Raw genomic sequence first — 22,480 nt, forward strand, 5'->3', positions numbered from 1 at the left:
TCATGATAGTCTGTCTCCAATTTTCAATATCTTTTGCTCTTCGGCTAGATGGATCTCGATAGAAGAATCTACAGTCTTAACAATGTATCCTTTTTCCGTTTTACCAATCACAGAACCGGGAATGCCTTTAAAAGAAAGAACTTCTTTGCGCTGAAAAGCTTTGCTGATCTTAACAATGTCTTCGCAATGTCTTGTGTGAGCCATCGGACCAGGTGCAGAAACAGCCCTAATAAAATTGAAGATATCACGACTGCTTTGATGCCAATTGATGAACTCATCGCCCGGCAGCCTACGCACACAATAGAAGCCTTCAGGATGAATTGACGCTTGAACAATTCGCTCATATGAGCCTTCACTAATTACCTTAAGCGCCTTAAACAATAAGAATGCGCATTCATTTTGCGCAATCCGGAGCAAACTTCCGTAGTCATCTTCGTCACTAATAGGATATGTTTCCTGCAAAATGATATCGCCGGTATCAATACCCTCATCAACAAAGTGCACGGTAATACCAAACTCTTTCTCGTCGTTAATCAGAGCCCAATTTAAAATATTTCTGCCACGATAAAAAGGAAGCTTACCAGCATGACAATTAATGACTCCTAAAGGAGGAATATTCAATATCTGCTTTTTAAATATCTGATTAAATGACATCGAGACGAAAATATCGCATTCATAAGATACCAAGTTGGAACGAAACTCTTCACTGTTGATTTTAGGATGCATCAAAACCGGGATTGAATTTTTTTCCCCCATCTCGATCAAAACCGGATCCCGTGCGTCAAAACGCACACAGATAAATTTCACTTCAAACGCAGACGATGCAAAAATTAATTCCAAAGCTTTATGGGCCCAAGGACCGTCCGCAAAATATCCAATTTTCATACATTCTCTCCGTGAACTCTAACGCTGCTTGGGATGTTCACGATTCGATCACCCAAACTTCTCGCTACGGTTAAATCGCCAGTATATGCTGACTTATACATTGGCAAATCAGGCATCAGGTTCCAAATCGGTCTAGTCATTATCCCATTTTGATTTGTCTCCTGCAGAAACAAATCCCGTTCAGAGCGATCTTTTAAGAGTATAGCATTCAGCCAATAGTTTGACTTTGCTAACTGAGGTTCAGAAAAAAACTGGATACCTTTTTTTGAAAAGTAATTTTTATAAATTTCAGCCGTCTCTCGTTTATTTAATATAAAGCTAGGAAGTTGTTCGAGTTGGCCAAATACAAGAGCAGCATTCAAATTTGGCATTCGATAATTAAAACCAATTTCGTCGTGATAAAACTCCCAAGCGTGAGGGACTTTGGCCGTGGTAGTAAGATGCTTTGCCCTTTTACCCAAAGCTTCATCATTTGTTACAATCATACCCCCGCCACCGGAAGTAATGATCTTGTTTCCGTTGAAACTGAAAACACCTATTCGCCCATAAAGACCGGTATGAACACCATCGTAGACACTTCCAAGGGACTCTGCTGCGTCCTCAAGAACCGGAATGCAAAAGGCGTCGCAAATTTTAACAATATCTCTGATTTTAACCGGATGCCCGAATACGTGCATAGGCATGCAAGCCCTAATACGTCTATTCGTTTTTTTATTATAGCAAACACCATCTCGAATTTCTGCACAATCAGACAAAAATTGTTCCAAGGATGATGGCGACAATCCCAAAGTGTCCTCATCACTGTCTAAAAAGATAGGATGAGCACCACAATATGAGATTGCATTTGGCGTAGCTACAAAAGTAAGCGCCTGTGTAACAACCTCATCATCGTTAGAGACGCCCAAAAGATGCAAAGCCGCATGTAGCGCCGAGGTTCCATTGCCTGTAACTACCGCTTTTTTTGCGCCGACGTACTTAGCGAACTCTACCTCAAAGCGATCAACAAATGCACCGACAGAAGAGACAAAAGTAGAGTCAATCGCCTCATTCACATATTTTTTTTCGTTTCCCTTGAAAACTGGTGCATGAAGAGGAATAAATTGTTCATTGCCGTATAACTCTTTAATAAACCCGATAACGTCGCTAAACATTATAAATGTCTGCCTTATATTTTGCTAGATTTGAGGGGTTACAAAACCATTCAACGGTCTTTTCTAATCCCTCTTCAATAGAAACTTCCGGCTTAAATCCAGTGATGGATTGAATAACAGAATTATCACACCACAACCTATGAACTTCTGAGTTTTTTGGACGAGTACGGTCGGCGTCATGCTGAATCCTAACGTCTGATTTCATTATTCTTCTAATAAGCTCGAACGTTTCACCTATAGATATTTCGTAATTTGATCCAATATTGACGGTCTTCCCAACACAATTAGTAGCCTTCTCTAATGCTAGAAATCCTCTGCACGTATCGGTCACATAATTAAAATCACGAGTTGGAGTCACATCACCTAAACTAATTTCCTTTTTCCCAGACGCAATTTGCGCAATAATTGTGGGAATTACTGCACGAGCCGATTGACGAGGGCCATATGTATTAAATGGTCGAGCAATTGTTAGAGGAAGACTAAAAGAATTGAAGAAGCTCATTGCCATAGCATCAGCGGCGATTTTCGAGGCGCTATAAGGAGACTGCGGTTGCAAAGGATGTTTCTCGTCGATAGGAACATACTGAGCGGTTCCATATACTTCACTCGTTGAAGTATGTATAACCCGTGAAACGCCAGCATCCATTGCAGCTTTGCAAATATTCAACGTCCCCGTGACATTGGTCTCAACATAACATTGTGGAGCAACGTAAGAAAATGGAATTGCGATTAAAGCCGCTAAATGGAAAATCGTATCCATCCCTGTGGAAATTTCTTTGCAGAAAAAAGGGTCACGAATATCCCCAGATACAACTTCGAATTCATTTTTTAATGGGGACGAGTCCAACCATCCCCACGAGTTAAAAGAATTGTATTGCGCTAGCGCGCGGACTTCATAACCTTCGGAAACGAGTAGTTCCGTTAAATGAGAACCAATAAAACCATCTGCACCTGTTATCAGAACTTTTTTTGACAAAAGACAACTCCTCACTGAGCGGCAAATCTTATCTCCGCGGAATTCTTGAGTCTATTCAAAGCATTTAATGACTTAAAGCAATATCCATGACGTACAAAAATGGTGTCACATTAGTTCGCAGGCAGTCTTCCTTTAGGATAGGCATCCAGCAGACTGTTGGGCGTTGCGTTAATTATCTCAATACCAATACCTCTCGCAAGCTTATTCAACGCATAATGATGGTAGCAGACTTCCGCATAAAATTTTAATTCGTCGCCTAATGAGAGAGCTTTCTCATCATTCTTATTCTCATAAAAATGCTGCATTTTGTTTGAAGTAAACGAGTTGAAATCACAACCTACGAGATAGATGCGTTTAAAACCCATGTAGATGGCACACTGTATGCAATGATTGATTACGTTAATCGACGCTGTAAAATTCTTTGTCATGTCGTAGTGAACACTTGAATCGACCAAAGCCTTTTGATTAAAGGTTACAATTGCCTTACTACTTGTCATTGCGAAGCTTCTCAAGAAATCGCTTTTTAAACATTTACTTTTAAAAAGAAAAGTACACTGCGGGTATTTTTTGATGGCTTCCTTTGTTGCTGCAATTTCGCCCTCATAAAAAAGCTCATCTATCAATGCATAATAATCAGGCTGCAATGTGGGAAATGCATTACTTTTAAAAAAATAATTAACGACAAAAGTGAAATGCCCTTTGGTCCCAGATACATCAAAACTCTTTAAAGATGGCCCGTTACCAAAAATTATACAGCTTTGCCCTTCGTGTTTATTTTTATAAGACTCATTACGCTGCACAATCTTTCGCGCGGGAGATAACCAAAAAAGTAAATCAAGAACCGTGTTGTGTAATACTAGTATTGAGCTATCGAGGGTTTGTTTTATCAACTGTCTGTTCATGAAGCTTTCCTAAAAAAATTGAAGGCTCTTGGATATACGCAGCAAGTTTAGTCAATGTAGAATCGTCAAGATTCCACCACTGGCTCTGAAGCAACCTAACTGACACATCGTCGGGAAATCGCCTACGGATCAGCTTTGCAGGCACACCACCCCAAATTTCATATGGAGGCACATCTTTGGTCACGACACTACCGGCCCCTATTACTGCTCCAGTCCCAATATTAACGCCAGATTTAATCACCACGTTCTCGCCGATCCAAACATCGTGACCTATGTTTACGTGTGTTCTTGTCTTGAACTCATGAAACGAAAATTTAGTTTTGATTTGATCTCTATTCCTGTTAAAAACCGGGGATGTAGAAACCCAGTTTATTGAGTGAGTATCCAATCCGAAAGAACATCCGTTTGCAATTGAACAGAAACTTCCGATTGTTGTGTCGACAGCTCGACATTCCATCCCAAGATAAGAGTGTCTACCCATTCTAGAGTTTATAAACTCAGAACCGGGGCCGACGCTTGAGCTTACATGAACCACGCTATTTTTGATGGCCCTCGGCTTAAGTTTCTTTAAAGCTTTGCAAAAATAATACTCTATCAGAATCAATATTTTCATAATCCTCAAGCCCCAGAAAACGCGTAAAAATGTTTTACGCAAAAGAGTTAATTCAAAACAAACGGCGACCACATGGAAAGAGCAATTGCCCTGCGTCAGAGACATTACGCCCCTCAACGCCAAGCGTTGAATCGTAATTCAGAGTGCTATCGCTTTTAAAAGCCCTTACAACTACCCCTACCCAACAACGATTTAATTTGACTATGCCGGACACGAAAAAAAACTTGATATCACTCTCAGCGACGACATTATTTACTCTTTGCCTCACCCTTAGTCTGTTCTCGAGAAATTTAGGCGAGTACTCTTTCGATATAATAATACTTTTTGTTCTATTCGTAACATTGTACCAAAAAACACCTTGGACTTGGCGCAACATTTATTACAACGTCGGTTTCTACAAATGGCTATATATATTCTATTTCTGGATATTCCTAACGATCTTATTCAACCCACCACTTCATGCAAAAAGCTTTAGTTATCTACTAGAGTTCCTCTGGATTCCTGCGCTGCCAATTTTTTCTCGGGTCCTTTCTTTATGGCGACCAGGTCGGGTCTTTGTTGCCACCTTTGCGGGTATAACTTCTACATCCATGGTAGCTATTATCGCTCACTATTTTTTGATGCCAGAGAACCCTCAATACTTTGGATATCCAAATCGACTTCAGGGCACCTTCACAAATATCAACTTTCTAGCTCATTCATACTTTTTAGTTTTTCTTTTGGTACTAGGTCTTTTTATTACACACTTTCAGAATAACCAAAAACGCCTTGCGGTCCTATTAGGAATTACAGTCTTCACAATCTCCAGTGCACTATTTTTGACGTTCACTCGCACAATTTGGGTAGCTATGATATTGTCACTGCCTATCATGCTTGTCTTGGTAAACAAGAAAACTGCCGTAAAAACATTTTTTGCTTCCTGTTTAATTTTTGGAGCTTTGTTTATTACTGATGTCGGGGGCACTAGAGAACGTGTTCTTCAGACTCTCTCTACAAATCCTGGGGACGCGATTAGAATAACTTTGTGGAGAACCTCTGTTAAAATCTTCCGTGACAATCCTATTATGGGCGTTGGCTACATGAATAATAAGCGTGACATTATGAAGTACTTTGAAATGTACGGAGAAAAAGACATTACTGCTGAGTTCGACACCCATCCTCATAACGAAATTCTGTCTTTCTTGGCTGGAACAGGCTTCGTTGGAGCTATACTTTACGTGGGTAATTTTGTTCTGTTCTTTTTACTGGGATTGAAAACTCTCAAAATAATCCCCAACTCCGAAACAATAAAAAGAGGATTGTTGCTTGGCGCAATTACTATACAGCCTGCCTTTTTGATTGCTGGATTTGCTGATAATAACTTCGAGATTCATGTGGCTCGCAATTGGCTGGTGATTTCATGGGCCATTTTAATTTGGCTCGCAACCGAAAACAATACTACCGTAACATTTGATTTTAAACGAAGACCACGATAGATAACTTCACTTGAGCTGATTAGGCAACGAACGGATCCTTCATTTGAACTGAAACCGAATGCCGCAGCATTGTTTTCCATGCGTGATTTTACCTTGCTCAAAGGCTTACAAGTAACTAGATTGACACAATGAAACATTTCATTGTGTGCGATCTGGATGACTGCCTTTTAAAAACAGACTTGCTCTACGAACAGTGGCTTGTTTTGCTTAAATCAAAACCACTCATCTTCTTGCTAAGCCCCTTTTGGTTACTTTGTGGAAAGGCCTACTTTAAGTCTCAACTTGCGGAACATATTCCGCATGTTCCCAAACTTATTCCCTTTCGAAGCGATGTGCTTTCTTATTTGAAGACTAAAAATGATTCAAACAATTACGAACTCATACTGGCTTCTGCAAGCCCTTTTGTTTGGGTCAACGAAATCTCTCAAAGACTTGAACTTTTTAACCAAGTTATTGGAAGCGACACAAAAACAAATCTCAAAGGTACACACAAATTGAAGGCGATAAAGAATTTGATAGGAGATGCTTCATTTTCTTATGTGGGAGATGCCTTTGCCGATTTAGACGTTTGGAGAGCATCCACGGAGATAGTAGCGGTAAATCCTTCAAAGTCCTTACAGGCTTTAATATCTACCCTAAATAAGCCTACGACCCTACTTAAAGACGTCGAGAGTTCAACGTTGCAGTTACTAGCAAAACAGATTCGCCCCCACCAATGGATAAAAAATATTTTGGTATTCCTTCCTGCGCTTGCGGGTCATAAGCTTTGGAACCATGATACATTCTTTCAGGGCTTAGGTGCTTTCGCAGGATTTAGCTTAGCTGCGTCTTTCGTTTATGTTCTAAATGACCTTCTGGACCTTAAAGCTGATCGTAACCACCATACTAAAAAAAATCGCCCTTTTGCCTCGGGTGATCTCAAAATTAAATGGGGAGTTCTACTTTTACCCTGTCTTTTATTGGGCGTTACCCTTATCTCTTCATACTTACCCATTGAGTATTCCGGATGGATAGCAACTTACCTATTTCTAAATCTTGCGTATTCTTTATATCTTAAGCAAAGCGTTGTTGTAGATATTCTAATTCTTTCCATGATGTATACCTTACGTATTTTCGCCGGGTCTGCGGCGACAAGTGTTCCCGTTTCTGAATGGCTATTAAGTTTTTCAACTTTATTTTTCTTTAGTCTCGCCTGTGTGAAGCGCTATACAGAGATTATACGCAGCAAAAATAAGATTACCTTAGACGGACGAGGCTATCGACAAGTCGATTATCCCATGGTTCAAGGATTGGGAGTTGGCTCTGGTCTATTATCAGTCTTAATCGTGTTACTCTACTTACAGAGCGCAGATGTTCGAGCACTCTATAAAACCCCTCAAAACCTTTGGTTTGCGACCCCAGTGTTACTCTTCTGGATTTCACGCATTTGGATTCTAACTAATCGAGACGAAGTTCACGATGATCCGGTAGTTTTTGCAGTGAAAGACAAAATAAGTTGGATTTGTTTCGCAATCTTAGGTGTCGTTTTTGGGATTTCAATATGAATGAGTTTCCCAGTTGGGGCCTATACCCAAAGGCGCAAGAGCAAGTATTTAAAAACATCTCTAGTCGTTTTTCGAAGCTACCTACCTCGGGACTCGCTTGTCTCCCTAGAGGCCTGGGAAGGTCTTATGGCGATTCTTGCCTAAATGACCATGGACTATTAATAGGGACTTCTTATCTCAATCATTTTATAGATTTCGATCAAAACACCGGAAAAATAATATGCGAATCAGGCGTTTCCTTCGATGAAATTCTGAAAGTAGTACTCCCAACGGGTTGGTTTTTGCCCGTAACCCCTGGAACGAAGTACGTCACCGTTGGTGGCGCTATTGCGAATGATGTCCATGGAAAAAATCACCATAGAGCAGGAAATTTTGGCCATCATGTTCTTAAATTTGAACTCTTAAAATCCTCAGGAGAACGTCTAATTTGCTCTCGAGAAAGTAACTCGGACCTATTCTTCGCTACAATCGGTGGCTTGGGTCTTACAGGATTCATTACTTGGGCGGAATTTAAGCTCACGAAAATTCAATCTTCCTGGATTCACCAACAACAAATTCAGTTTAATTCTTTGGCAGATTTTTTTTCCTTATCACAAGAGTCAGAAAGGGATTTTGAGTTTACGGTTTCATGGGTAGACTGTGTAAACTCTAAAGATATTCGGGGAATTTTTATTCGTGGTAATTTCGGAGAAATAGAAAAAGATAGATATAGACTTCATAAAGAGCCAGGCATGAAACGTGTGCCTTTCTTTTTACCAAAGATCACGTTGAATAGCCTATCGGTAAGAGCATTTAACGAACTCTATTATCGCAAAAACCTGTCCTCCAATAAAAAGAATTCGATCCACTACGATCCGTTCTTTTACCCCCTGGACTCTATTCATCATTGGAACAAAATTTATGGCCGTCGGGGTTTTCTGCAGTATCAATTCGTAATCCCTTACAAGGATGATCAAGGTGCAGCTCTCTATGAAATATTCGATATTCTAAAAAAGAGTCAAATGGGATCATTTTTAGCGGTTCTAAAAACTTTTGGGTCAATTCCCTCTGAAGGGATGCTTTCGTTTCCAAAAGAAGGTGTTACATTGGCTTTAGATTTTCCGAATCACGGCGAAAAGCTTCTCAAGGTTCTTAGCAAATGCGATGAAATAGTTAAGTCTGTACAGGGCGCCGTTTATCCCGCGAAAGATGCGCGCATGAGTAAAGAAAGTTTCGCCGCATTCTATCCTCGACTGTCTGAATTTGAAAAACACATAGATCCAAAATTTTCTTCTAGCTTCTGGAGACGTGTACGATGAAAAAAATTCTTATTATTGGAGCGACTTCGGCTATCGCTCAAGAAGTGGCAAAAATTTATGCTCAAAAGAAGCACGAACTTATTCTGTGGGGCCGAAATGCCGAAATGCTCAATATCATTTCGCAAGATCTCAAAGTAAGAGGCAGCTCAGCGTTAACAATTATCAATCATGACTTAAATGATCTAACAGCTCACGCTTCTAAAGTTGATGAGATCTGGTCCACCCACTCAAAAATCGATATTGTGCTGTTGGCTCATGGCGTTCTAGGCGATCCCCGCAAAGCCGAAGTAAATCAGCAGGAAATGCTTCATCTCTTAAACAGCAATTTTATTTCCCACGCGTCCCTTTTGACCTTCATATCTCAGAAAATGGTTAAGCAAGGCTATGGTACGATTGCCGTAATTTCCTCTGTCGCTGGAGATCGTGGGAAACAGTCGAATTATGTCTATGGCTCCGCTAAGGCAGGCATGACAACATTTACGGATGGTTTAAGAAACCGTTTGTTCTCTACAGGGGTCCATGTTGTTAATCTTAAGCTAGGTCCCGTGGATACTCCCATGACAAAAGATCATAAGAAAACACCTCTATTCGGAAAAGCTCCCTCGGTTGGCAGAGGAATCGTCAATGCAATTGAAGCTAGAAAGAATACTGTTTATCTTCCCTTCTTCTGGCGCTTTATTATGATGATCATAAAATCAATCCCTGAGTCGATATTTAAACGCCTTCGTCTTTAAGGTGATTTACATTGGTAAAGTGCGAAAAATTCAGTTTCTCGTACTTTATAATATGTAGATTGAAACAGCCCTTTAAACTCTGGGGAAAATAACGGTTCATCTGAATAAAAACTTAATAAGCTCCATGGTTCTCCCTCTTTGGGAAATACAAAATAGGATATTTTACATGACTTTATGACTTTCAAAGTTGAAGGAGGAATATCGAGTCTCGATGCCTTCATATCCATTAAAGCAGCACCGTCCAAAAGTAAGCCCTTATCCTCTCCCACTAGCCATGTTTTATAAAAGCTCGACTCATACTTAGCATTCGTCGAATATCCCAGCTCGACATCTCCCTCTAAATCCTTAGTTAGATTTTGTAAGTCCGCGAACTCATGCTTTCTTTCTGCAGTCTCTGAAAATAGTTTCACTATCCTTTTTTGTCGGTTTATAGCATTCAAAGACAACGTCAAAAGGAAAGCGGTCACGAATATATTTGCTCGCCTTCTTTCGTCTGAATCCATTTCAAAATAACATTTGCTACAAAGCCATAGAATCAAAGGAATCAATGGCATAAAATGATGAACGCCCGCTCCCGGTTTACTCGCAACAGTAGCAATTAAACCTGAAACTAATAAAAGTGCTAAAAACGTAAATTTACTTCTACGGAAGACTCCGATAAAATAAGCAAAAAGCAGGAAACTTGATATAAAGGTAAGATTTCTAGCAAAATCCTTCCAACCTAACCCATGGTTCGCGGCCATTTTCAGCCACATCAAATAAGCCTCAGCATCCACGTGACGAAGCATAAAGGGTAAAACGATGCCAGCAAGAAAAGCTAAAAGGCAGGCGGATATATTCGCGAAATTAATTTGGAACTTTTGAGTTTCCCAAAGGTAAGCGATTGTTGGCAAAAAATAGAGAGCTGAATGGAGCTTACAACTAACTGCCAAACCTGCAAGCAGACCAATACATACTGCACTAAGCGCTCCACCGATACGATGCGATTTAACTGCGAAAGCAAAGCTCAGGAATGCATAAGCGGTTACAAAGCTGTCCGGCCTATTCCAATAGCTAAAGTTGTAGTACCCCAAAAGGGGCATCGCCAAAATGCCGATGACAAATACTTTATTAAACTTCGATGTTTTTAATTCTGAATTCAGCCATATTGCTGCGGTGAATAGTATCCCCAAGTTTATAACCCCAGGGAGTTTTCCTAGTAAAACAGTAGAACCTCCCAGTGATTGAAAAAAAGCAGCCATTAAATATGGCCAGGGACCATACAAAAGAGAGTAACGAGCCGCCGCATCCAATGAAGTGTAAACAGGGTTTCCCTTCAGAATGTAGGAAGCCACAGCTGAAATATTCGCTTCTGCGTGATCGAAAAAGAGAGGTGTCGCCAGATAGCCCACTGCCGTAATCACCAGCCAGCATAAACCCGTTAGAAGTATGACTTTAAGGCAACGCGAAATAAATATGCTTAAAATTTGAACATTACGAAAACCATAGGCAACGATAAAGAAAAGCAAAAAATTTATCAGCAGTGATGACACCATCTTTTTTCAATCCTCAAATTTTATAATCAAAAAGGGGGCCTGCGGTTGGCTCAATAGAATTCTAGATATATCTTATGTTCGGTCAACATATATGCCTCTTCTAAAGCTTTAAGAACATCAGTAGATGACAAAACCTATTGTACAGGAGTAACTTTTTATCTTGGAGACACCTCGATGAGAATCTATTTTGATGTAAGCACACTAGATCCCGACAAAGTAACCGGAGTTGGGATCTATATGATTCAATTAGTTAAATCCTTGATTAATACTGAGGACATCGAGTGTATTCCGGTCATAAAACCTTCTCGTATAAAAAAGAAGAAGAAGCTTTCAAAGTTTCTAAATATCCCAGTACATATCATGTGGCCTTGGATAGGATTCAGGGAACCGGACAGCGTCTATCACGGGCCCGACTTTAAAATACAAAAATCATTGGTAAAAAAGAATATTGTAACCATTCATGACATGGGCGTTTTTAAAAAGAAGTATAACAATCCAGCCTTTTTTAAAAAAGGCATTCGCGATCTCTCCCGCGTTCTTACCTCTTCACCAGATGCAATCATTGCAAATTCTGAATTCACGAAAAAAGAAATCTTAGCTTACTTTCCGGAACTTCAATGTCCTATCTACGTTACGCACCTGGGGTGTGACAGTAAGAAGACTATCCCAAATACCCCTACATCTCTCTCCGACTATATTTTATTTTTAGGAACACTTGAGAGGCGAAAAAACATTCTAGGAGTAATAAAGGCATTCGAACTTTTAGTTAAAAAAGGCCACACAGAAAAGCTTATTCTCGCTGGGAAATGGGGTTTTGGACGCGAAGAGATTCAAGACGCCATTTCAAACTCTTCCGCTTACTCACAAATTGTTTTACTCAACTACGTTTCGGATGAAAAAGCAGATGAACTCTTTAGAAATGCAAAAGCTTTTATCTTTCCAAGCTGGTATGAAGGATTTGGTATCCCGATTCTCGAGGCTATGACTTATGGATGCCCGGTCGTCGCATCCTCTGGGGGTGTGCTCGAGGAAATTGCTGGTGACGCAGCACTATTCGCATCACCAGATAATCCGGAAGAAATCGCCTCTGCGACATCTGAACTTCTTACTAATGCGAAACTTCGCGATAGCCTAATTGCGAAAGGTTACGAACAGTCAAAAAAATTCACATGGAAGAGATGTTGTGATCGAACTCTCTCAGTCTACAAAGAAGTTTTAATAAAATAAGATTGTTACAATGGCACATCAGCAGTAACTAGCCTTAGAGACTTTTCCCAGTGCGGCAGTTGGATCCCAAAAGTAGAATTCACCTTGTTAGCATTCATTCTTGAATTCAAAGGTCTTAAGGCAGGAGTTATATAATCTTCTGTTTCAATCTTTTTGATAGTCTGGATTTTAAGTGATCTCGAAGGATGCAACGTTCTCGTTAGTTCAAATATCTTACAGGCAAAATCAAACCAAGATACCTCTCCTTGGGGACTTAGGTGATAGATACCTGCTTTGTCTTTTCTTTGACGATCGAATAAGATATGAGCACTTGCATCGGCAACATGGCGAGACCAGGTTGGCGAGCCAATCTGATCAGCGACAATCGCTAGCTCACTCTTTTCTGCGCCTAGCCTAAGCATGGTCCGATAGAAATTGTTTCCTCTTGCCCCATAAACCCAACCAATACGAAGAATGGTAAAATCGCTTCCAACTTCTTGGATAAGCTTTTCGCCTAATACTTTACTTCTGCCGTAAGCATTTATCGGGCAAACTTGATCTGACTCAACGTAAGGTTCCGATTTAGTTCCATCAAAAACATAATCGGTGGAATAATGCATAAAAGATGCGCCAATACGCTTTGCCTCCGCAGCAATTACTCCAACGGCCTCTCCGTTTACTTTATCTGCAATATCCTTTTCGTTTTCTGCCCGGTCAACTGCCGTATACGCCGCTGCATTCACGATATGATTAGGTTTGTATTCCCGTATAACTTTAGAAATAGAGTCCAATGAAAGAAAGCTCACTTCTTCGCTGCCCACAGCCCGAACCTCTCCGTGCACCGCAAGAGAGCGCTGAAGTTCCCATGCTACTTGACCATTTCTTCCGAAGATTAAAGTTTTCACGGAAAAACCTCGGCATTCTTAAAATTCATGCCTTTTTTATCTTTTTCTGACAGAATAGGCTCACCAGCATACGTCCAATCAATTTTCAGATCTCGATCGTTCCACATTAAACATCGCTCGTATTCAGGAGCATAAAAATCTGTCGTCTTGTAAAGAAACTCGGCTGTTTCCGACAACACCACAAACCCATGAGCGAATCCTGGTGGCATCCAAAGCTGCAGCTTATTCTCGGCAGAAAGAACTGTTCCGAACCACTTTCCAAAAGTAGCTGACGATTTACGTAGGTCCACTGCCACATCAAAGACTTCACCTTGGGTTACTCTAACGAGTTTTCCCTGTGGGTGCTGAATTTGATAATGTAAACCTCTTAGAACTCCCTTTGATGACTTAGAATGATTATCTTGAACAAAAGAGTAAGAGTCATTTCCTATCAATTCGTTAAATTTTCTCTGATTGAAACTCTCAAAAAAGAAACCGCGATCATCACTGTAAACTTTAGGTTCAATAAGATAGCAATTCTCTAATGTAGTTGGTTTTAACTGCATTTAGGTAGCCTCGTTGGCCATTTGAATAAGGTATTGACCATAGCGGTTCTTTTTCAACGGCTCCGCTAGTTTAAGCACCTGCTCTTTAGAAATATACCCCATGCGGAAACCGACTTCTTCAGGCGCTGCTACCTTTAAACCTTGTCTGTGCTCAATGGTTTGAATGAACATACTGGCCTCAAGCAAGCTTTCGTGAGTTCCTGTATCTAACCAAGCATATCCGCGTCCCATCGTGTGAACGTTCAGCAATCCTTTCTCAAGGTAAATCCGATTGAGATCCGTAATTTCAAGTTCTCCACGTGCTGAAGGCTTAAGTGACTTCGCATACTCAACTACTTTGTTGTCGTAAAAATAAAGTCCCGTGACTGCAAAACTTGATTTTGGAATGCTGGGTTTTTCTTCAATTGACTTTGCTCGCCCTTCGGAATCGAATTCAACGACACCGTAGCGTTCTGGATCTTGAACCTTATAGGCAAATACGCATGCTCCATTTTTTAAACTGGCGGCCTGCTGCAAAAGTTTACTGAATCCTTGACCATGAAAAATATTATCACCAAGAACAAGAGCACACTCATCCCCGGCAATAAACTTTTCACCAATAAGAAACGCTTGTGCTAGACCATCCGGGGAAGGCTGAACTGCGTAGGAGATTTTGATTCCCCACTGATTTCCATTTCCAAGAAGCTGCTCGAAGCGAGGTGTATCCTGCGGTGTCGAGATTACCAAAATGTCTTTAATTCCTGCCAACATTAGTGTCGTTAGCGGATAAAAAATCATGGGCTTATCGTAAATAGGAAGAAGCTGCTTACTAACGACGGTAGTGGCCGGATAGAGGCGCGTTCCAGAACCTCCTGCTAAAATAATACCCTTCATTTTCTTCCTCCATAGTTTTTGTCCACCCACTCTCGGTACGTACCGGAGGTAATATTTTTCACCCAAGCGTCGTTTTCCAAATACCAAGTAATTGTCTTTTTCAGACCTGATTCAAAGTTTTCTTTTGGTTTCCATCCTAGCTCTTTTTCGATCTTCGTGGCATCAATCGCATAACGCTTATCGTGCCCAGGACGATCCGTGACAAAAACTTTTTGAATCGCGTAACTTTTACCGTCGCTACGCGGGCGAAGCTGATCAAGCGCAGCGCAGATAGTATCAACGACCTCAATATTTCTTTTCTCGTTCCACCCGCCGACGTTGTAGGTTTCTCCAAGACGACCTTTCTCGAGAACAAGCTCAATGGCTTCACAGTGGTCAATCACATAGAGCCAATCACGAATGTTAGAACCATCTCCGTAGATCGGAAGACTTTTACCACTCAAAGCATTGTGAATAATGATAGGTATTAACTTTTCCGGAAACTGCAGCGGACCATAGTTGTTTGAACAATTTGTCGTGAGCACGGGCAATCCGTACGTGTGATAATAGGCTCTTACCAAGTGATCGCTTGCGGCTTTGGAGGCAGAATAGGGACTATTGGGAGCGTAGGGAGTCGTTTCGGAGAATGCCGGATCTCGAGGCTCTAAACTTCCATAAACTTCGTCAGTTGAAACGTGTAAAAATCTGAAGGACTGCTTGTCCATTTCAGAAAGCTCACGCCAATACCCTAATGCAGCTTGAAGCAACGAGAAGGTTCCAACAATATTCGTTTGAACGAAATCGCCAGGTCCATGAATAGATCGATCAACATGACTTTCGGCGGCAAAATTCAGAATTGCTCGGGGTTTGTGTTTTTTGAATAGCTCTTCAACACTTTTTTGATCACAAATATCGACACGAGCAAAGTGATAATTAGGATTTGATTCGACCGTCTTAAGACTCTCTATATTCCCAGCATATGTTAATTTATCAATGTTAAGAACGGCTTCATTATTCTTAGTTAACCAATTCAAGATAAAATTCGACCCGATAAAGCCTGCACCACCAGTCACGAAGATCATTTCTCTATCCTTTTTTCTAACTCTTTAAGTCCAAAATTTGTAACGTAGGTTTTTGTTTTCTTAAGCTCAGCAAACTTAGCTTCATTCGTGGCCGAGCGAGACAAAAGCTTATGATATAGATGATATTGTACTCCCTGAAAACACATTGGTATTGGAGTAACCCCTATGCCAGAAAGTCGAAAGTCAACATCTGAATCTTCTCCGATTCCCGGCATATGATAACTCATATCAAACCCATTGACGGCCAAAAGGTCCTTTTTGAAAACAGAGAAATTGCAGCCCACAATTCCTCTGGGTTTACGATTGAGAATCTTGTAAAGCCAAGGTGACTGAACTCGAAAACCTTTGATACTGTTATTATCTTTCATCCATGCCATTGTAAGAAAGAGCCACCACCAGTTTTTTTGTAGGTAACCTTGTTTGATTTTCTCGGGAGATAAACTTTTCGTTACTTGGGGAGTTAGGTTCACTCTTCGTCCCGCGAGCGTATGCCCTTCGATTTTATTATTCCAGTGGTCTTCCAAAAACTTCGGATGCAAAACACAATCTGCATCAATGAAGACAAAGTACTCAGATGTTGCCCTTAAAACACCCCTGTTCAAAGCTTCATTCTTATAAAACCCACGATCTGGATGCCAAATATGCAGTACAGGAACTGTTGAATCTTTGTATATTTCCTTTAACGCCTGTACTGCATCTTCTCGAGAACCATCATCACAGATGATGAGCTCAAAATTCTTTAAGGTTTGGGTCTCAATAGACGCGAAGACTTTTCCAAAAAAATCCACGTTATTGTAAAATGCAATGAAAAGCGTCAGACTCGGACTATCGCCTTTTCGTAGACGGCCTTCATAGGCCATATTATGAAAACTTTTAACTTCAATACTCATCGCCACCTAAGATAGCGAATGTGCTTATAAAATTAAACCAATATCGCTTTTCGACGCTGCGACGTGCAGAGGTCAAGATCCAAGCTATCTTATATCCGGTGCCTTAGGAATAAGGCCGATAAATGGGAACAATGCTATCATTTCGAAGCTCTGAACAGACGTATAAAAAACAAACATCACGCTGTGGGCAATCATGAGTAAAAAAACAGTGCCTGACCAGAGGTCACGGGTCCTATGCCAATTTTTAAACATTAAGAAAAATGCCCCAAAATATATTCCCCAAAAAATGATTGCGAAAATTGCGCCCATCTGCACAAACATAGCTAAGTAACTAGAATGGTGATCTCGAAAGCTAAACTGATCAGTTATATACTTTTCCTTGTATCCAGGCTTTGAATCCACAAAAGTTCTTAAATAGCGTTCAGAGTTCTCAAATCCAGTACCAAACCATGGTTGCCCCCAAAAAAACTCGGCGCCAACTTTCCACATATATAGCCGTGCTTCGTTCGACGCATCTGTTGACGTGACTCGGCCATTCGCACTTTGTATATTAAGTACTGATGCTAATCGATCTCTCATGCCTTCATTAAAGGAGAGCATAACTATTAATAGAAATGCCATAACCATAGAAAATTTGAACAATCGAGGAAAAAAAAGTACCATTAAGAAAACACTTACTCCTGCGCTGATCCATGGAGCTCGTGTATTCGATAAAATGAGACTTACCTCCGCCATTAATGCCAGTATCTGAAAGATAATTACGTATTTTCGTTTTCGCTGTCTATCGAAGTACAATACCATCGCTAACAAACCGAGAATTGCAGAGACCAGGAAGACTCCCCAGCGACTAATATCCCAAAAACTTCTCACCCTTACATCGGAGTCGAACACACCGTTAAAATCTTTGAAAAAAATTAAATATGATTGAACACACGCAAAAAGCAGACTGATGCAAAGGGTAACTAGAACGATTTTTTGATCGTCCTTTCTTTTTGATACAACATAGGCTGGAAGCACAAAAAGAGGCCATGGCCAAGAAATGAGCACCTTAAAAGCCGATTCAGTTCCGCCTAGTGAAAAAAAACTAAGCAGGATTGCGAGAGGATAAAGAAAAACAATCAATAAAAGCCCTTTTCGCTCTCTCCAAAGCACTCCCCACTCAATAATGATGCATGACAACAAAAGAAGGAAAGTACCCGCAATAGAGAGTCCACTCTTAGACACAAATACCGATAGACAACACAAAACTAAGGTAATTTGCCAAAGCAATCTAAAAAATCGGTTCTCAAGCTTAATCACAGCACCCCACTACCACCTAATCCACTCTCCCCAAAGGGCCTACTGCGACACTAAAGGACCCGCTCTGTATAATCCATCGAAAGCTCTCGTCGGCCAATATAAATTATTTAACTTAAGGTATCTTCACAGCATCTTCCACAGAAATATTATGCTTTAATAAAACGTCCGTATATTTTTTCAGGATTTAGCAGTAGCAGATTTCTGATTCGATCCTCACAGAATTCAAAAACTATTGACCAAGAAACCCAATAAATTCCTATTAAAATAAAGTCCCAATTGAAACTCTATCCTTTTTCACCACCTTGGCGCATGGTATAAAAAATAACTTTTTTACCCAATTTGCGAGCGCCGCGTAGCATATTTTACGATTACCGCTTTTAGTATACATGTAGAAGTTTAATAACGAAGCTAATCAGGATTCATTAATGACATGGTCACTTACACCATCCCCACTTGAAAGCGAGAGATTTGGAATTCGAGCGGGAAAACTGACGGTACAATCAACAAAAGATATTCCAGAAGCGCTTTCAAAAGCGAAAGATCTTAATCTTAACTTCATTTCCGCGCGCGTAGAAACACAAAACATATCTCTCGTTCAAGAGCTCGAATTCGCCGGATTCTTTTTAACAGATACACTTGTATATTATAGAAAAAAGATTACGGAGAACAGCGTCTTTAACCTCTCCAAGAAAGACTATGTTGTCAGACTTGCTACTGAATCAGACTATGAACAAATTTCGAAGGTCAGCTCATTAGCCTTCAAGGGCTATATCGGCCACTACCACGCCGATCCCCGCTTATCTAAAGAAAAGGCAGATGAAGTTTACGTTGATTGGGTGAAACGATCCTGTCATGAAAAATTCCTTGCGGATGCCATTTATGTAACTGAAGAGAACGGTCAGATAACTTCATTTGCAACTATGAAAAAAGAGGGATCGACTGCAGAAGGAGTGCTTTTTGGAGTTCATCCTGAACACCAAGGAAAAGGGATCTATAGAGAGTTGATCGTAGCTTCAATGATCTGGGCGCAGAAGAATGCCTGTGACGAAATCAAATATTCAACTCAAATAAATAACGTTGCCGTCCAAAAGGTATGGACTCGCGAAGGATGTGAAATCCACAACTCCTATTACACCTTCCATTATTGGGCGGATAAGTAAACATGAAAATATCAGTAGTAATACCGACCTACGGAGCTCCAAATAGTTTAAGTGAACTCCACAGGCGTCTTGTAGCCGTATTTGCAAAGATTAAATGTGAATACGAAGTCATTTTTGTGAATGACGCTTGTCCCTTCGATTCATGGAGCAGAATAAAAGAGATTCAGGCTACAGATTCCAAAGTTATTGGCTTAAACTTGGTGCGCAATTTTGGACAACATGCCGCCATTGCTGCTGGACTTCAAGAAGCCAACGGAGACTGGATAACCGTCATGGATTGCGACTTACAGGATGATCCAAGTCAGATTGATAATCTTTTAGAAGTCGCTCAACGTGGATTCGATGTTGTTCTCGCACGTCGAGCAGAAAGAAAAGAGCGCCCTCTAAAAAGGCTACAGTCCTTTATATTTTATAAGACCTTATCTACATTTCTAGATGTAAAATTAGACCACCGTGTGGGTAACTATGGTCTGTATTCGAGACGAACAATCGATGCTGTAAATAGCATGGACGATCGTGTTCGCTTTTTCCCATATCTTGTTTCATGGTTAGGATTCCCGACCTCTTATGTTGACGTTACACAACACGAGAGGGAAGAAGGAAAATCGTCCTACACCTTTAGAAAGGCTCTAAAGCTAGCTTTTGACTTCGCTATTTCTTCGTCCAATAAACCTTTAATTTGGAGCGTTCAGCTTGGAGCCCTTTGCGCCTTAGGCTCTTTTACTTTAGGCATCGTGTATCTGGTTAGATATTTCACTTTAGGTCTTGCGCCGTCTGGATGGACAAGTCTGATTGTTACGATATTTTTTGCTACGGGAATCATTCTAATCAATCTTGGAATTCTGGGACTTTATCTTGCCCGAACTTACGATCAGACAAGACATCGCCCTACTTTTATAATTGGCGAAAAAATTTTTTAAGATGAATGTCGCATTTTTCGAAAAAAATAAAAATCGTATCTACACATTAGTACTTTCGTTACTTACGGCTCTATTTATCTATTCGTGTTTTCAAAGAGATATTAACGTCGATGACGCTTGGCTTGCCGATCCTACATTTTGGCATGCAGAAGAAGGAATCATTAGAAGTGAAGCTTTGCGAGGGTGGGAAAAAGCCGAAGTCCAACTGTTTGCAACACATAAACTCTGGGTTCTTAGCGGCTCACTTATCACGAAAGTTTTTGGATACGGTGTATATCCCCTTAAATCTTTGAGCTGCCTTTATTTGATCGCCTTGCTCTTGACGTGGGTTTACTTTTTAAATTACTGGAGAGTGGGTTCAAATACTAAATGGTTATTTGCGACTTTATTTCTGTCGAACTCGTTTTTTTTCGAGTATGGATTTATCTACCGTCCCGATATTGCACTCGCTTTTTATACATCTTGGATATTCTTTTTCCTAAACACATACCTGCAAAATAATAACAAAATGCTGATTGTAGTCAGCGGCCTTATCGGCGCGATAGCCCTGGGACACCATTTAAACGGAGTTGTTATTATTGGCGCAGGAGTCTTTCTTCTCGCCTCCAGGAAAAAAACCTGGGCCCTCCTAGCTTTTGGTAGTCTGGCGTCTTTGGGATTTGCAATTCACCTCTCTGACGTCCGTAGCATCGCTGATTTACATCAATTTGGAACGCAACTTTTTAACACTCAAGATATGCGTGGGGATCAGTCCGCTTTACGATATATCTGGAATCTTTTAGACGAGCAGCGACGGTATCTTCATTCTCCTCGAGAAGCCTCCGTGACTCTTCTTCTATTGGGTACGCTTTTTATCGCAAGAAAAGATATTTGGCTTCGCTACCGAGACATGGTTGTTTTTATCGGCTCTTTAGCCCTGTTATTGGCTCTTATTGCGCATGGTAAGACATCAAAATATCTCATTTTAATGATGCCATTCTTTTTGTTTTGGATTTCATTCTATGCGGCAAAAACATTTAAATCTAAAAAAGTCGCTTGGATCACTTTACTAACTCTTTACTTCGCATTTCAGATGACAAGAAACATAGAGATTTCTCGTTCCAAAGATACCCGAACTCAAACCCTGCAATCTCTAACAAAAGAAATCCCTAATGGGTCAACACTTCTCGGCCCAATGGAAGGAGTCTTCTTCGCGTGGGACAAGTATCGCTATCAAGCATTTGAAGTGTACGAAATATTCGAACTGCGCAAAGTCATCACCTATGACAAACCGACTTTGTTAAAAATGCTGAACGAGTTTGGTACAGATGCCTTTATCTTGACTCCACGTATGCGGAAAAATTTTGGCGCGACGGAGGAGCCTTATGGCCCTTACAAGTTTATCCGCCAAGAGGGCGAATACTCACTATATCGCCGTTAGGAGAAATACCCCCGCACCGAAGCACCCAACTGCTCCGGGCTCGAGTTGCCCGAGTAGTAATCCTGGTACCAGCGTGCGGTTTCGGTCAAAGCCTTCGTCAAGTCCCATTGGGGTTTCCAACCGAGTTGCTCGGCGGCGAGGTCGCCGCTCATTTGGCCGTGTAACGATAAAGTGCTGGGGCCCGCATCAGCGCCGCTCATTGAGGAGCGTGTGTCGCCCCAGATATGAGCAAACTCTTTCACCACTTCGCCGACGGACTCAAATTCGACGGCGGCAAGGTTGTATGTTTCCGCCAAGCGAGGGCCCTTATCAAACAAGGCCTGCGCAAGAGACAACAGCCCCGCCACTTGATCCAAGACATGAATCCACGGGCGCACGGAATGAGGGTTGCGAACCTCAAAAGTTTTTTTACCGATAAAACTTTGCACCGCTTGCGAGATCAAAGAGTTCTCTGCGAAATCTCCGCCACCAATGGCAGACCCCATGCGAGCCGTTGCAATGGCCACTTTATGCTTGTTGTATTTAGCAGGAGTAAAGAAAGTCGAACGATAAGACAATGCCACAAATTCCGCACAAAGTTTTGCCGTCGGAAAAACATCGCCCGCAGCGACTTTGTCGTTTTCCGTTGTCGCCCGATTGTCCGGTGTTCTTGCATAAACTTTATCCGAACCCGCAACTACTACAGAGCGTACAGACGCTGTTTCGCGCAGCAACTCCATCAGGGTGCCAGTTCCCATCACGGATTTAGACAAAATCTCTAACGGTTTTTTCTCGGCGTCGGTCAACAGACCCATCTCGCCCAAATGCAAAACAATATCGGCCTCCGCAAACTGCAAAGCCTGACGAAGAGTTTCTTCGTCACGCAGGTCGCCGTAGGTCATGGAGATTCTTTGGCCCAGATTTGCGAGATCAAAAAGGCGAACAGTCCCCGAGGAAGACACTGACTCCGTAGCTTCTGCAAAGCCGAAGACCTGCGCGCCAAGATGCTCAAGACTAAGCGCAGTCCAGGCTCCCAGAAAATGTGTCGGATAAGTTAGAAAGACCCGCTTCCCCTTCCAAAACTCAGACGAAGTCGGAGATGACATTTT

Annotated in this window: 21 protein-coding genes; 8 read left to right on the forward strand and 13 right to left on the reverse strand. The window is 41.2% G+C overall.

Annotation, left to right across the window (positions count from 1 at the left end):
* The 5 genes from QJS83_RS15300 to QJS83_RS15320 form a co-directional block, all read right to left on the reverse strand.
* Positions 1 to 885, reverse strand: a complete 885-nt coding sequence (locus QJS83_RS15300; RefSeq protein ID WP_284606123.1) for a methionyl-tRNA formyltransferase — start codon at positions 883 to 885, stop codon at positions 1 to 3.
* On the reverse strand, positions 882 to 2,036 hold the full coding sequence (locus QJS83_RS15305; protein WP_284606125.1) for a LegC family aminotransferase: 1,155 nt from the start codon (positions 2,034 to 2,036) through the stop codon (positions 882 to 884). The genes QJS83_RS15300 and QJS83_RS15305 overlap by 4 nt, the downstream gene beginning before the upstream one ends.
* Positions 2,029 to 3,012 carry an NAD-dependent 4,6-dehydratase LegB gene (locus tag QJS83_RS15310; RefSeq protein ID WP_284606128.1) on the reverse strand — a complete coding sequence of 328 codons (984 nt, stop codon included), beginning with the start codon at positions 3,010 to 3,012 and terminating at the stop codon, positions 2,029 to 2,031. Before QJS83_RS15310 ends, QJS83_RS15305 begins: the two co-directional genes overlap by 8 nt.
* A gap of 110 nt (positions 3,013 to 3,122) precedes the next feature.
* Positions 3,123 to 3,914, reverse strand: a complete 792-nt coding sequence (locus QJS83_RS15315; RefSeq protein WP_284606131.1) for a 6-hydroxymethylpterin diphosphokinase MptE-like protein — start codon at positions 3,912 to 3,914, stop codon at positions 3,123 to 3,125.
* Positions 3,880 to 4,632, reverse strand: coding sequence for a CatB-related O-acetyltransferase (locus tag QJS83_RS15320; RefSeq protein ID WP_284606133.1), 753 nt, complete (start codon positions 4,630 to 4,632; stop codon positions 3,880 to 3,882). Before QJS83_RS15320 ends, QJS83_RS15315 begins: the two co-directional genes overlap by 35 nt.
* A 485-nt stretch (positions 4,633 to 5,117) precedes the next feature.
* Between QJS83_RS15320 and QJS83_RS15325 the strand changes: the two genes are divergently transcribed.
* The 4 genes from QJS83_RS15325 to QJS83_RS15340 all read left to right on the forward strand — a co-directional run bounded on the left by QJS83_RS15325 (position 5,118) and on the right by QJS83_RS15340 (position 9,578).
* A complete protein-coding gene (locus QJS83_RS15325; RefSeq protein WP_284606135.1) occupies positions 5,118 to 6,002 on the forward strand; it encodes an O-antigen ligase family protein in 885 nt (294 codons plus the stop codon).
* 128 nt (positions 6,003 to 6,130) lie between these two features.
* The gene (locus QJS83_RS15330; RefSeq protein WP_284606137.1) at positions 6,131 to 7,546 is read left to right on the forward strand and encodes a UbiA family prenyltransferase; all 1,416 of its coding nucleotides are present in this window, start codon (positions 6,131 to 6,133) and stop codon (positions 7,544 to 7,546) included.
* Entirely contained in the window at positions 7,543 to 8,844 is a 1,302-nt protein-coding gene (locus QJS83_RS15335) for an FAD-binding oxidoreductase (protein ID WP_284606140.1), read from the forward strand. Before QJS83_RS15330 ends, QJS83_RS15335 begins: the two co-directional genes overlap by 4 nt.
* Positions 8,841 to 9,578 carry an SDR family oxidoreductase gene (locus tag QJS83_RS15340; RefSeq protein ID WP_284606141.1) on the forward strand — a complete coding sequence of 246 codons (738 nt, stop codon included), beginning with the start codon at positions 8,841 to 8,843 and terminating at the stop codon, positions 9,576 to 9,578. The genes QJS83_RS15335 and QJS83_RS15340 overlap by 4 nt, the downstream gene beginning before the upstream one ends.
* Here the strand turns inward: QJS83_RS15340 and QJS83_RS15345 are convergent.
* Positions 9,575 to 11,113 (reverse strand): hypothetical protein, encoded by a 1,539-nt coding sequence (locus QJS83_RS15345; protein ID WP_284606142.1) that lies wholly within the window; start codon positions 11,111 to 11,113, stop codon positions 9,575 to 9,577. The genes QJS83_RS15340 and QJS83_RS15345 overlap by 4 nt on opposite strands.
* 174 nt (positions 11,114 to 11,287) lie before the next feature.
* On the opposite strand from QJS83_RS15345, the gene QJS83_RS15350 reads away from it, so the two are divergent.
* The gene (locus tag QJS83_RS15350) at positions 11,288 to 12,340 is read left to right on the forward strand and encodes a glycosyltransferase family 4 protein (RefSeq protein ID WP_284606144.1); all 1,053 of its coding nucleotides are present in this window, start codon (positions 11,288 to 11,290) and stop codon (positions 12,338 to 12,340) included.
* Between the two features lie 5 nt (positions 12,341 to 12,345).
* On the opposite strand, the gene rfbD is transcribed toward QJS83_RS15350, so the two are convergent.
* From rfbD to QJS83_RS15380, 6 genes are all read right to left on the reverse strand, one after another.
* Positions 12,346 to 13,224: a dTDP-4-dehydrorhamnose reductase gene (gene rfbD / locus QJS83_RS15355; protein WP_284606146.1), complete on the reverse strand. Its 879-nt coding sequence runs from the start codon at positions 13,222 to 13,224 to the stop codon at positions 12,346 to 12,348.
* A complete protein-coding gene (gene rfbC, locus QJS83_RS15360; RefSeq protein ID WP_284606147.1) occupies positions 13,221 to 13,769 on the reverse strand; it encodes a dTDP-4-dehydrorhamnose 3,5-epimerase in 549 nt (182 codons plus the stop codon). Before rfbC ends, rfbD begins: the two co-directional genes overlap by 4 nt.
* Positions 13,770 to 14,642 carry a glucose-1-phosphate thymidylyltransferase RfbA gene (gene rfbA / locus QJS83_RS15365; protein WP_284606149.1) on the reverse strand — a complete coding sequence of 291 codons (873 nt, stop codon included), beginning with the start codon at positions 14,640 to 14,642 and terminating at the stop codon, positions 13,770 to 13,772. It lies immediately after the preceding gene.
* A complete protein-coding gene (rfbB, locus tag QJS83_RS15370; protein WP_284606151.1) occupies positions 14,639 to 15,703 on the reverse strand; it encodes a dTDP-glucose 4,6-dehydratase in 1,065 nt (354 codons plus the stop codon). The genes rfbA and rfbB overlap by 4 nt, the downstream gene beginning before the upstream one ends.
* On the reverse strand, positions 15,700 to 16,593 hold the full coding sequence (locus QJS83_RS15375; protein WP_284606152.1) for a glycosyltransferase: 894 nt from the start codon (positions 16,591 to 16,593) through the stop codon (positions 15,700 to 15,702). The genes rfbB and QJS83_RS15375 overlap by 4 nt, the downstream gene beginning before the upstream one ends.
* Before the next feature lie 84 nt (positions 16,594 to 16,677).
* Positions 16,678 to 17,892 carry an O-antigen ligase family protein gene (locus tag QJS83_RS15380; RefSeq protein WP_284606155.1) on the reverse strand — a complete coding sequence of 405 codons (1,215 nt, stop codon included), beginning with the start codon at positions 17,890 to 17,892 and terminating at the stop codon, positions 16,678 to 16,680.
* Between the two features lie 425 nt (positions 17,893 to 18,317).
* Here QJS83_RS15380 and QJS83_RS15385 point away from each other — a divergent pair, with 425 nt between their 5' ends.
* From QJS83_RS15385 to QJS83_RS15395, 3 genes are read left to right on the forward strand one after another with little or no spacing between them, the layout of a single operon-like run.
* Positions 18,318 to 19,052, forward strand: coding sequence for a GNAT family N-acetyltransferase (locus QJS83_RS15385; RefSeq protein WP_284606156.1), 735 nt, complete (start codon positions 18,318 to 18,320; stop codon positions 19,050 to 19,052).
* Between the two features lie 2 nt (positions 19,053 to 19,054).
* Positions 19,055 to 19,972 carry a glycosyltransferase family 2 protein gene (locus tag QJS83_RS15390; RefSeq protein ID WP_284606159.1) on the forward strand — a complete coding sequence of 306 codons (918 nt, stop codon included), beginning with the start codon at positions 19,055 to 19,057 and terminating at the stop codon, positions 19,970 to 19,972.
* A gap of 1 nt (position 19,973) precedes the next feature.
* The gene (locus QJS83_RS15395; protein WP_284606161.1) at positions 19,974 to 21,392 is read left to right on the forward strand and encodes a hypothetical protein; all 1,419 of its coding nucleotides are present in this window, start codon (positions 19,974 to 19,976) and stop codon (positions 21,390 to 21,392) included.
* On the opposite strand, the gene QJS83_RS15400 is transcribed toward QJS83_RS15395, so the two are convergent.
* Positions 21,389 to 22,477, reverse strand: a complete 1,089-nt coding sequence (locus QJS83_RS15400) for a GDP-mannose 4,6-dehydratase (RefSeq protein WP_284606163.1) — start codon at positions 22,475 to 22,477, stop codon at positions 21,389 to 21,391. The genes QJS83_RS15395 and QJS83_RS15400 overlap by 4 nt on opposite strands.
* Positions 22,478 to 22,480: the final 3 nt, after the last annotated feature.

It is taken from the genome of Bdellovibrio sp. 22V, assembly GCF_030169785.1.
Taxonomy (GTDB): domain Bacteria; phylum Bdellovibrionota; class Bdellovibrionia; order Bdellovibrionales; family Bdellovibrionaceae; genus Bdellovibrio.

Bases quoted from the DNA above. Each gene is read 5' to 3' on its own strand.
- QJS83_RS15340 (WP_284606141.1), top strand. From the start codon at position 8,841: ATGAAAAAAATTCTTATTATTGGAGCGACTTCGGCTATCGCTCAAGAA.
- rfbB (WP_284606151.1), bottom strand. From the start codon at position 15,703: ATGATCTTCGTGACTGGTGGTGCAGGCTTTATCGGGTCGAATTTTATC.
- QJS83_RS15395 (WP_284606161.1), top strand. From the start codon at position 19,974: ATGAATGTCGCATTTTTCGAAAAAAATAAAAATCGTATCTACACATTA.
- rfbA (WP_284606149.1), bottom strand. From the start codon at position 14,642: ATGAAGGGTATTATTTTAGCAGGAGGTTCTGGAACGCGCCTCTATCCG.
- QJS83_RS15335 (WP_284606140.1), top strand. From the start codon at position 7,543: ATGAATGAGTTTCCCAGTTGGGGCCTATACCCAAAGGCGCAAGAGCAA.
- QJS83_RS15315 (WP_284606131.1), bottom strand. From the start codon at position 3,914: ATGAACAGACAGTTGATAAAACAAACCCTCGATAGCTCAATACTAGTA.
- QJS83_RS15300 (WP_284606123.1), bottom strand. From the start codon at position 885: ATGAAAATTGGATATTTTGCGGACGGTCCTTGGGCCCATAAAGCTTTG.
- QJS83_RS15375 (WP_284606152.1), bottom strand. From the start codon at position 16,593: ATGAGTATTGAAGTTAAAAGTTTTCATAATATGGCCTATGAAGGCCGT.
- rfbC (WP_284606147.1), bottom strand. From the start codon at position 13,769: ATGCAGTTAAAACCAACTACATTAGAGAATTGCTATCTTATTGAACCT.
- QJS83_RS15305 (WP_284606125.1), bottom strand. From the start codon at position 2,036: ATGTTTAGCGACGTTATCGGGTTTATTAAAGAGTTATACGGCAATGAA.
- QJS83_RS15385 (WP_284606156.1), top strand. From the start codon at position 18,318: ATGACATGGTCACTTACACCATCCCCACTTGAAAGCGAGAGATTTGGA.
- QJS83_RS15400 (WP_284606163.1), bottom strand. From the start codon at position 22,477: ATGTCATCTCCGACTTCGTCTGAGTTTTGGAAGGGGAAGCGGGTCTTT.
- QJS83_RS15325 (WP_284606135.1), top strand. From the start codon at position 5,118: ATGGTAGCTATTATCGCTCACTATTTTTTGATGCCAGAGAACCCTCAA.
- QJS83_RS15330 (WP_284606137.1), top strand. From the start codon at position 6,131: ATGAAACATTTCATTGTGTGCGATCTGGATGACTGCCTTTTAAAAACA.
- QJS83_RS15350 (WP_284606144.1), top strand. From the start codon at position 11,288: ATGAGAATCTATTTTGATGTAAGCACACTAGATCCCGACAAAGTAACC.
- QJS83_RS15390 (WP_284606159.1), top strand. From the start codon at position 19,055: ATGAAAATATCAGTAGTAATACCGACCTACGGAGCTCCAAATAGTTTA.
- QJS83_RS15345 (WP_284606142.1), bottom strand. From the start codon at position 11,113: ATGGTGTCATCACTGCTGATAAATTTTTTGCTTTTCTTTATCGTTGCC.
- QJS83_RS15320 (WP_284606133.1), bottom strand. From the start codon at position 4,632: ATGTCTCTGACGCAGGGCAATTGCTCTTTCCATGTGGTCGCCGTTTGT.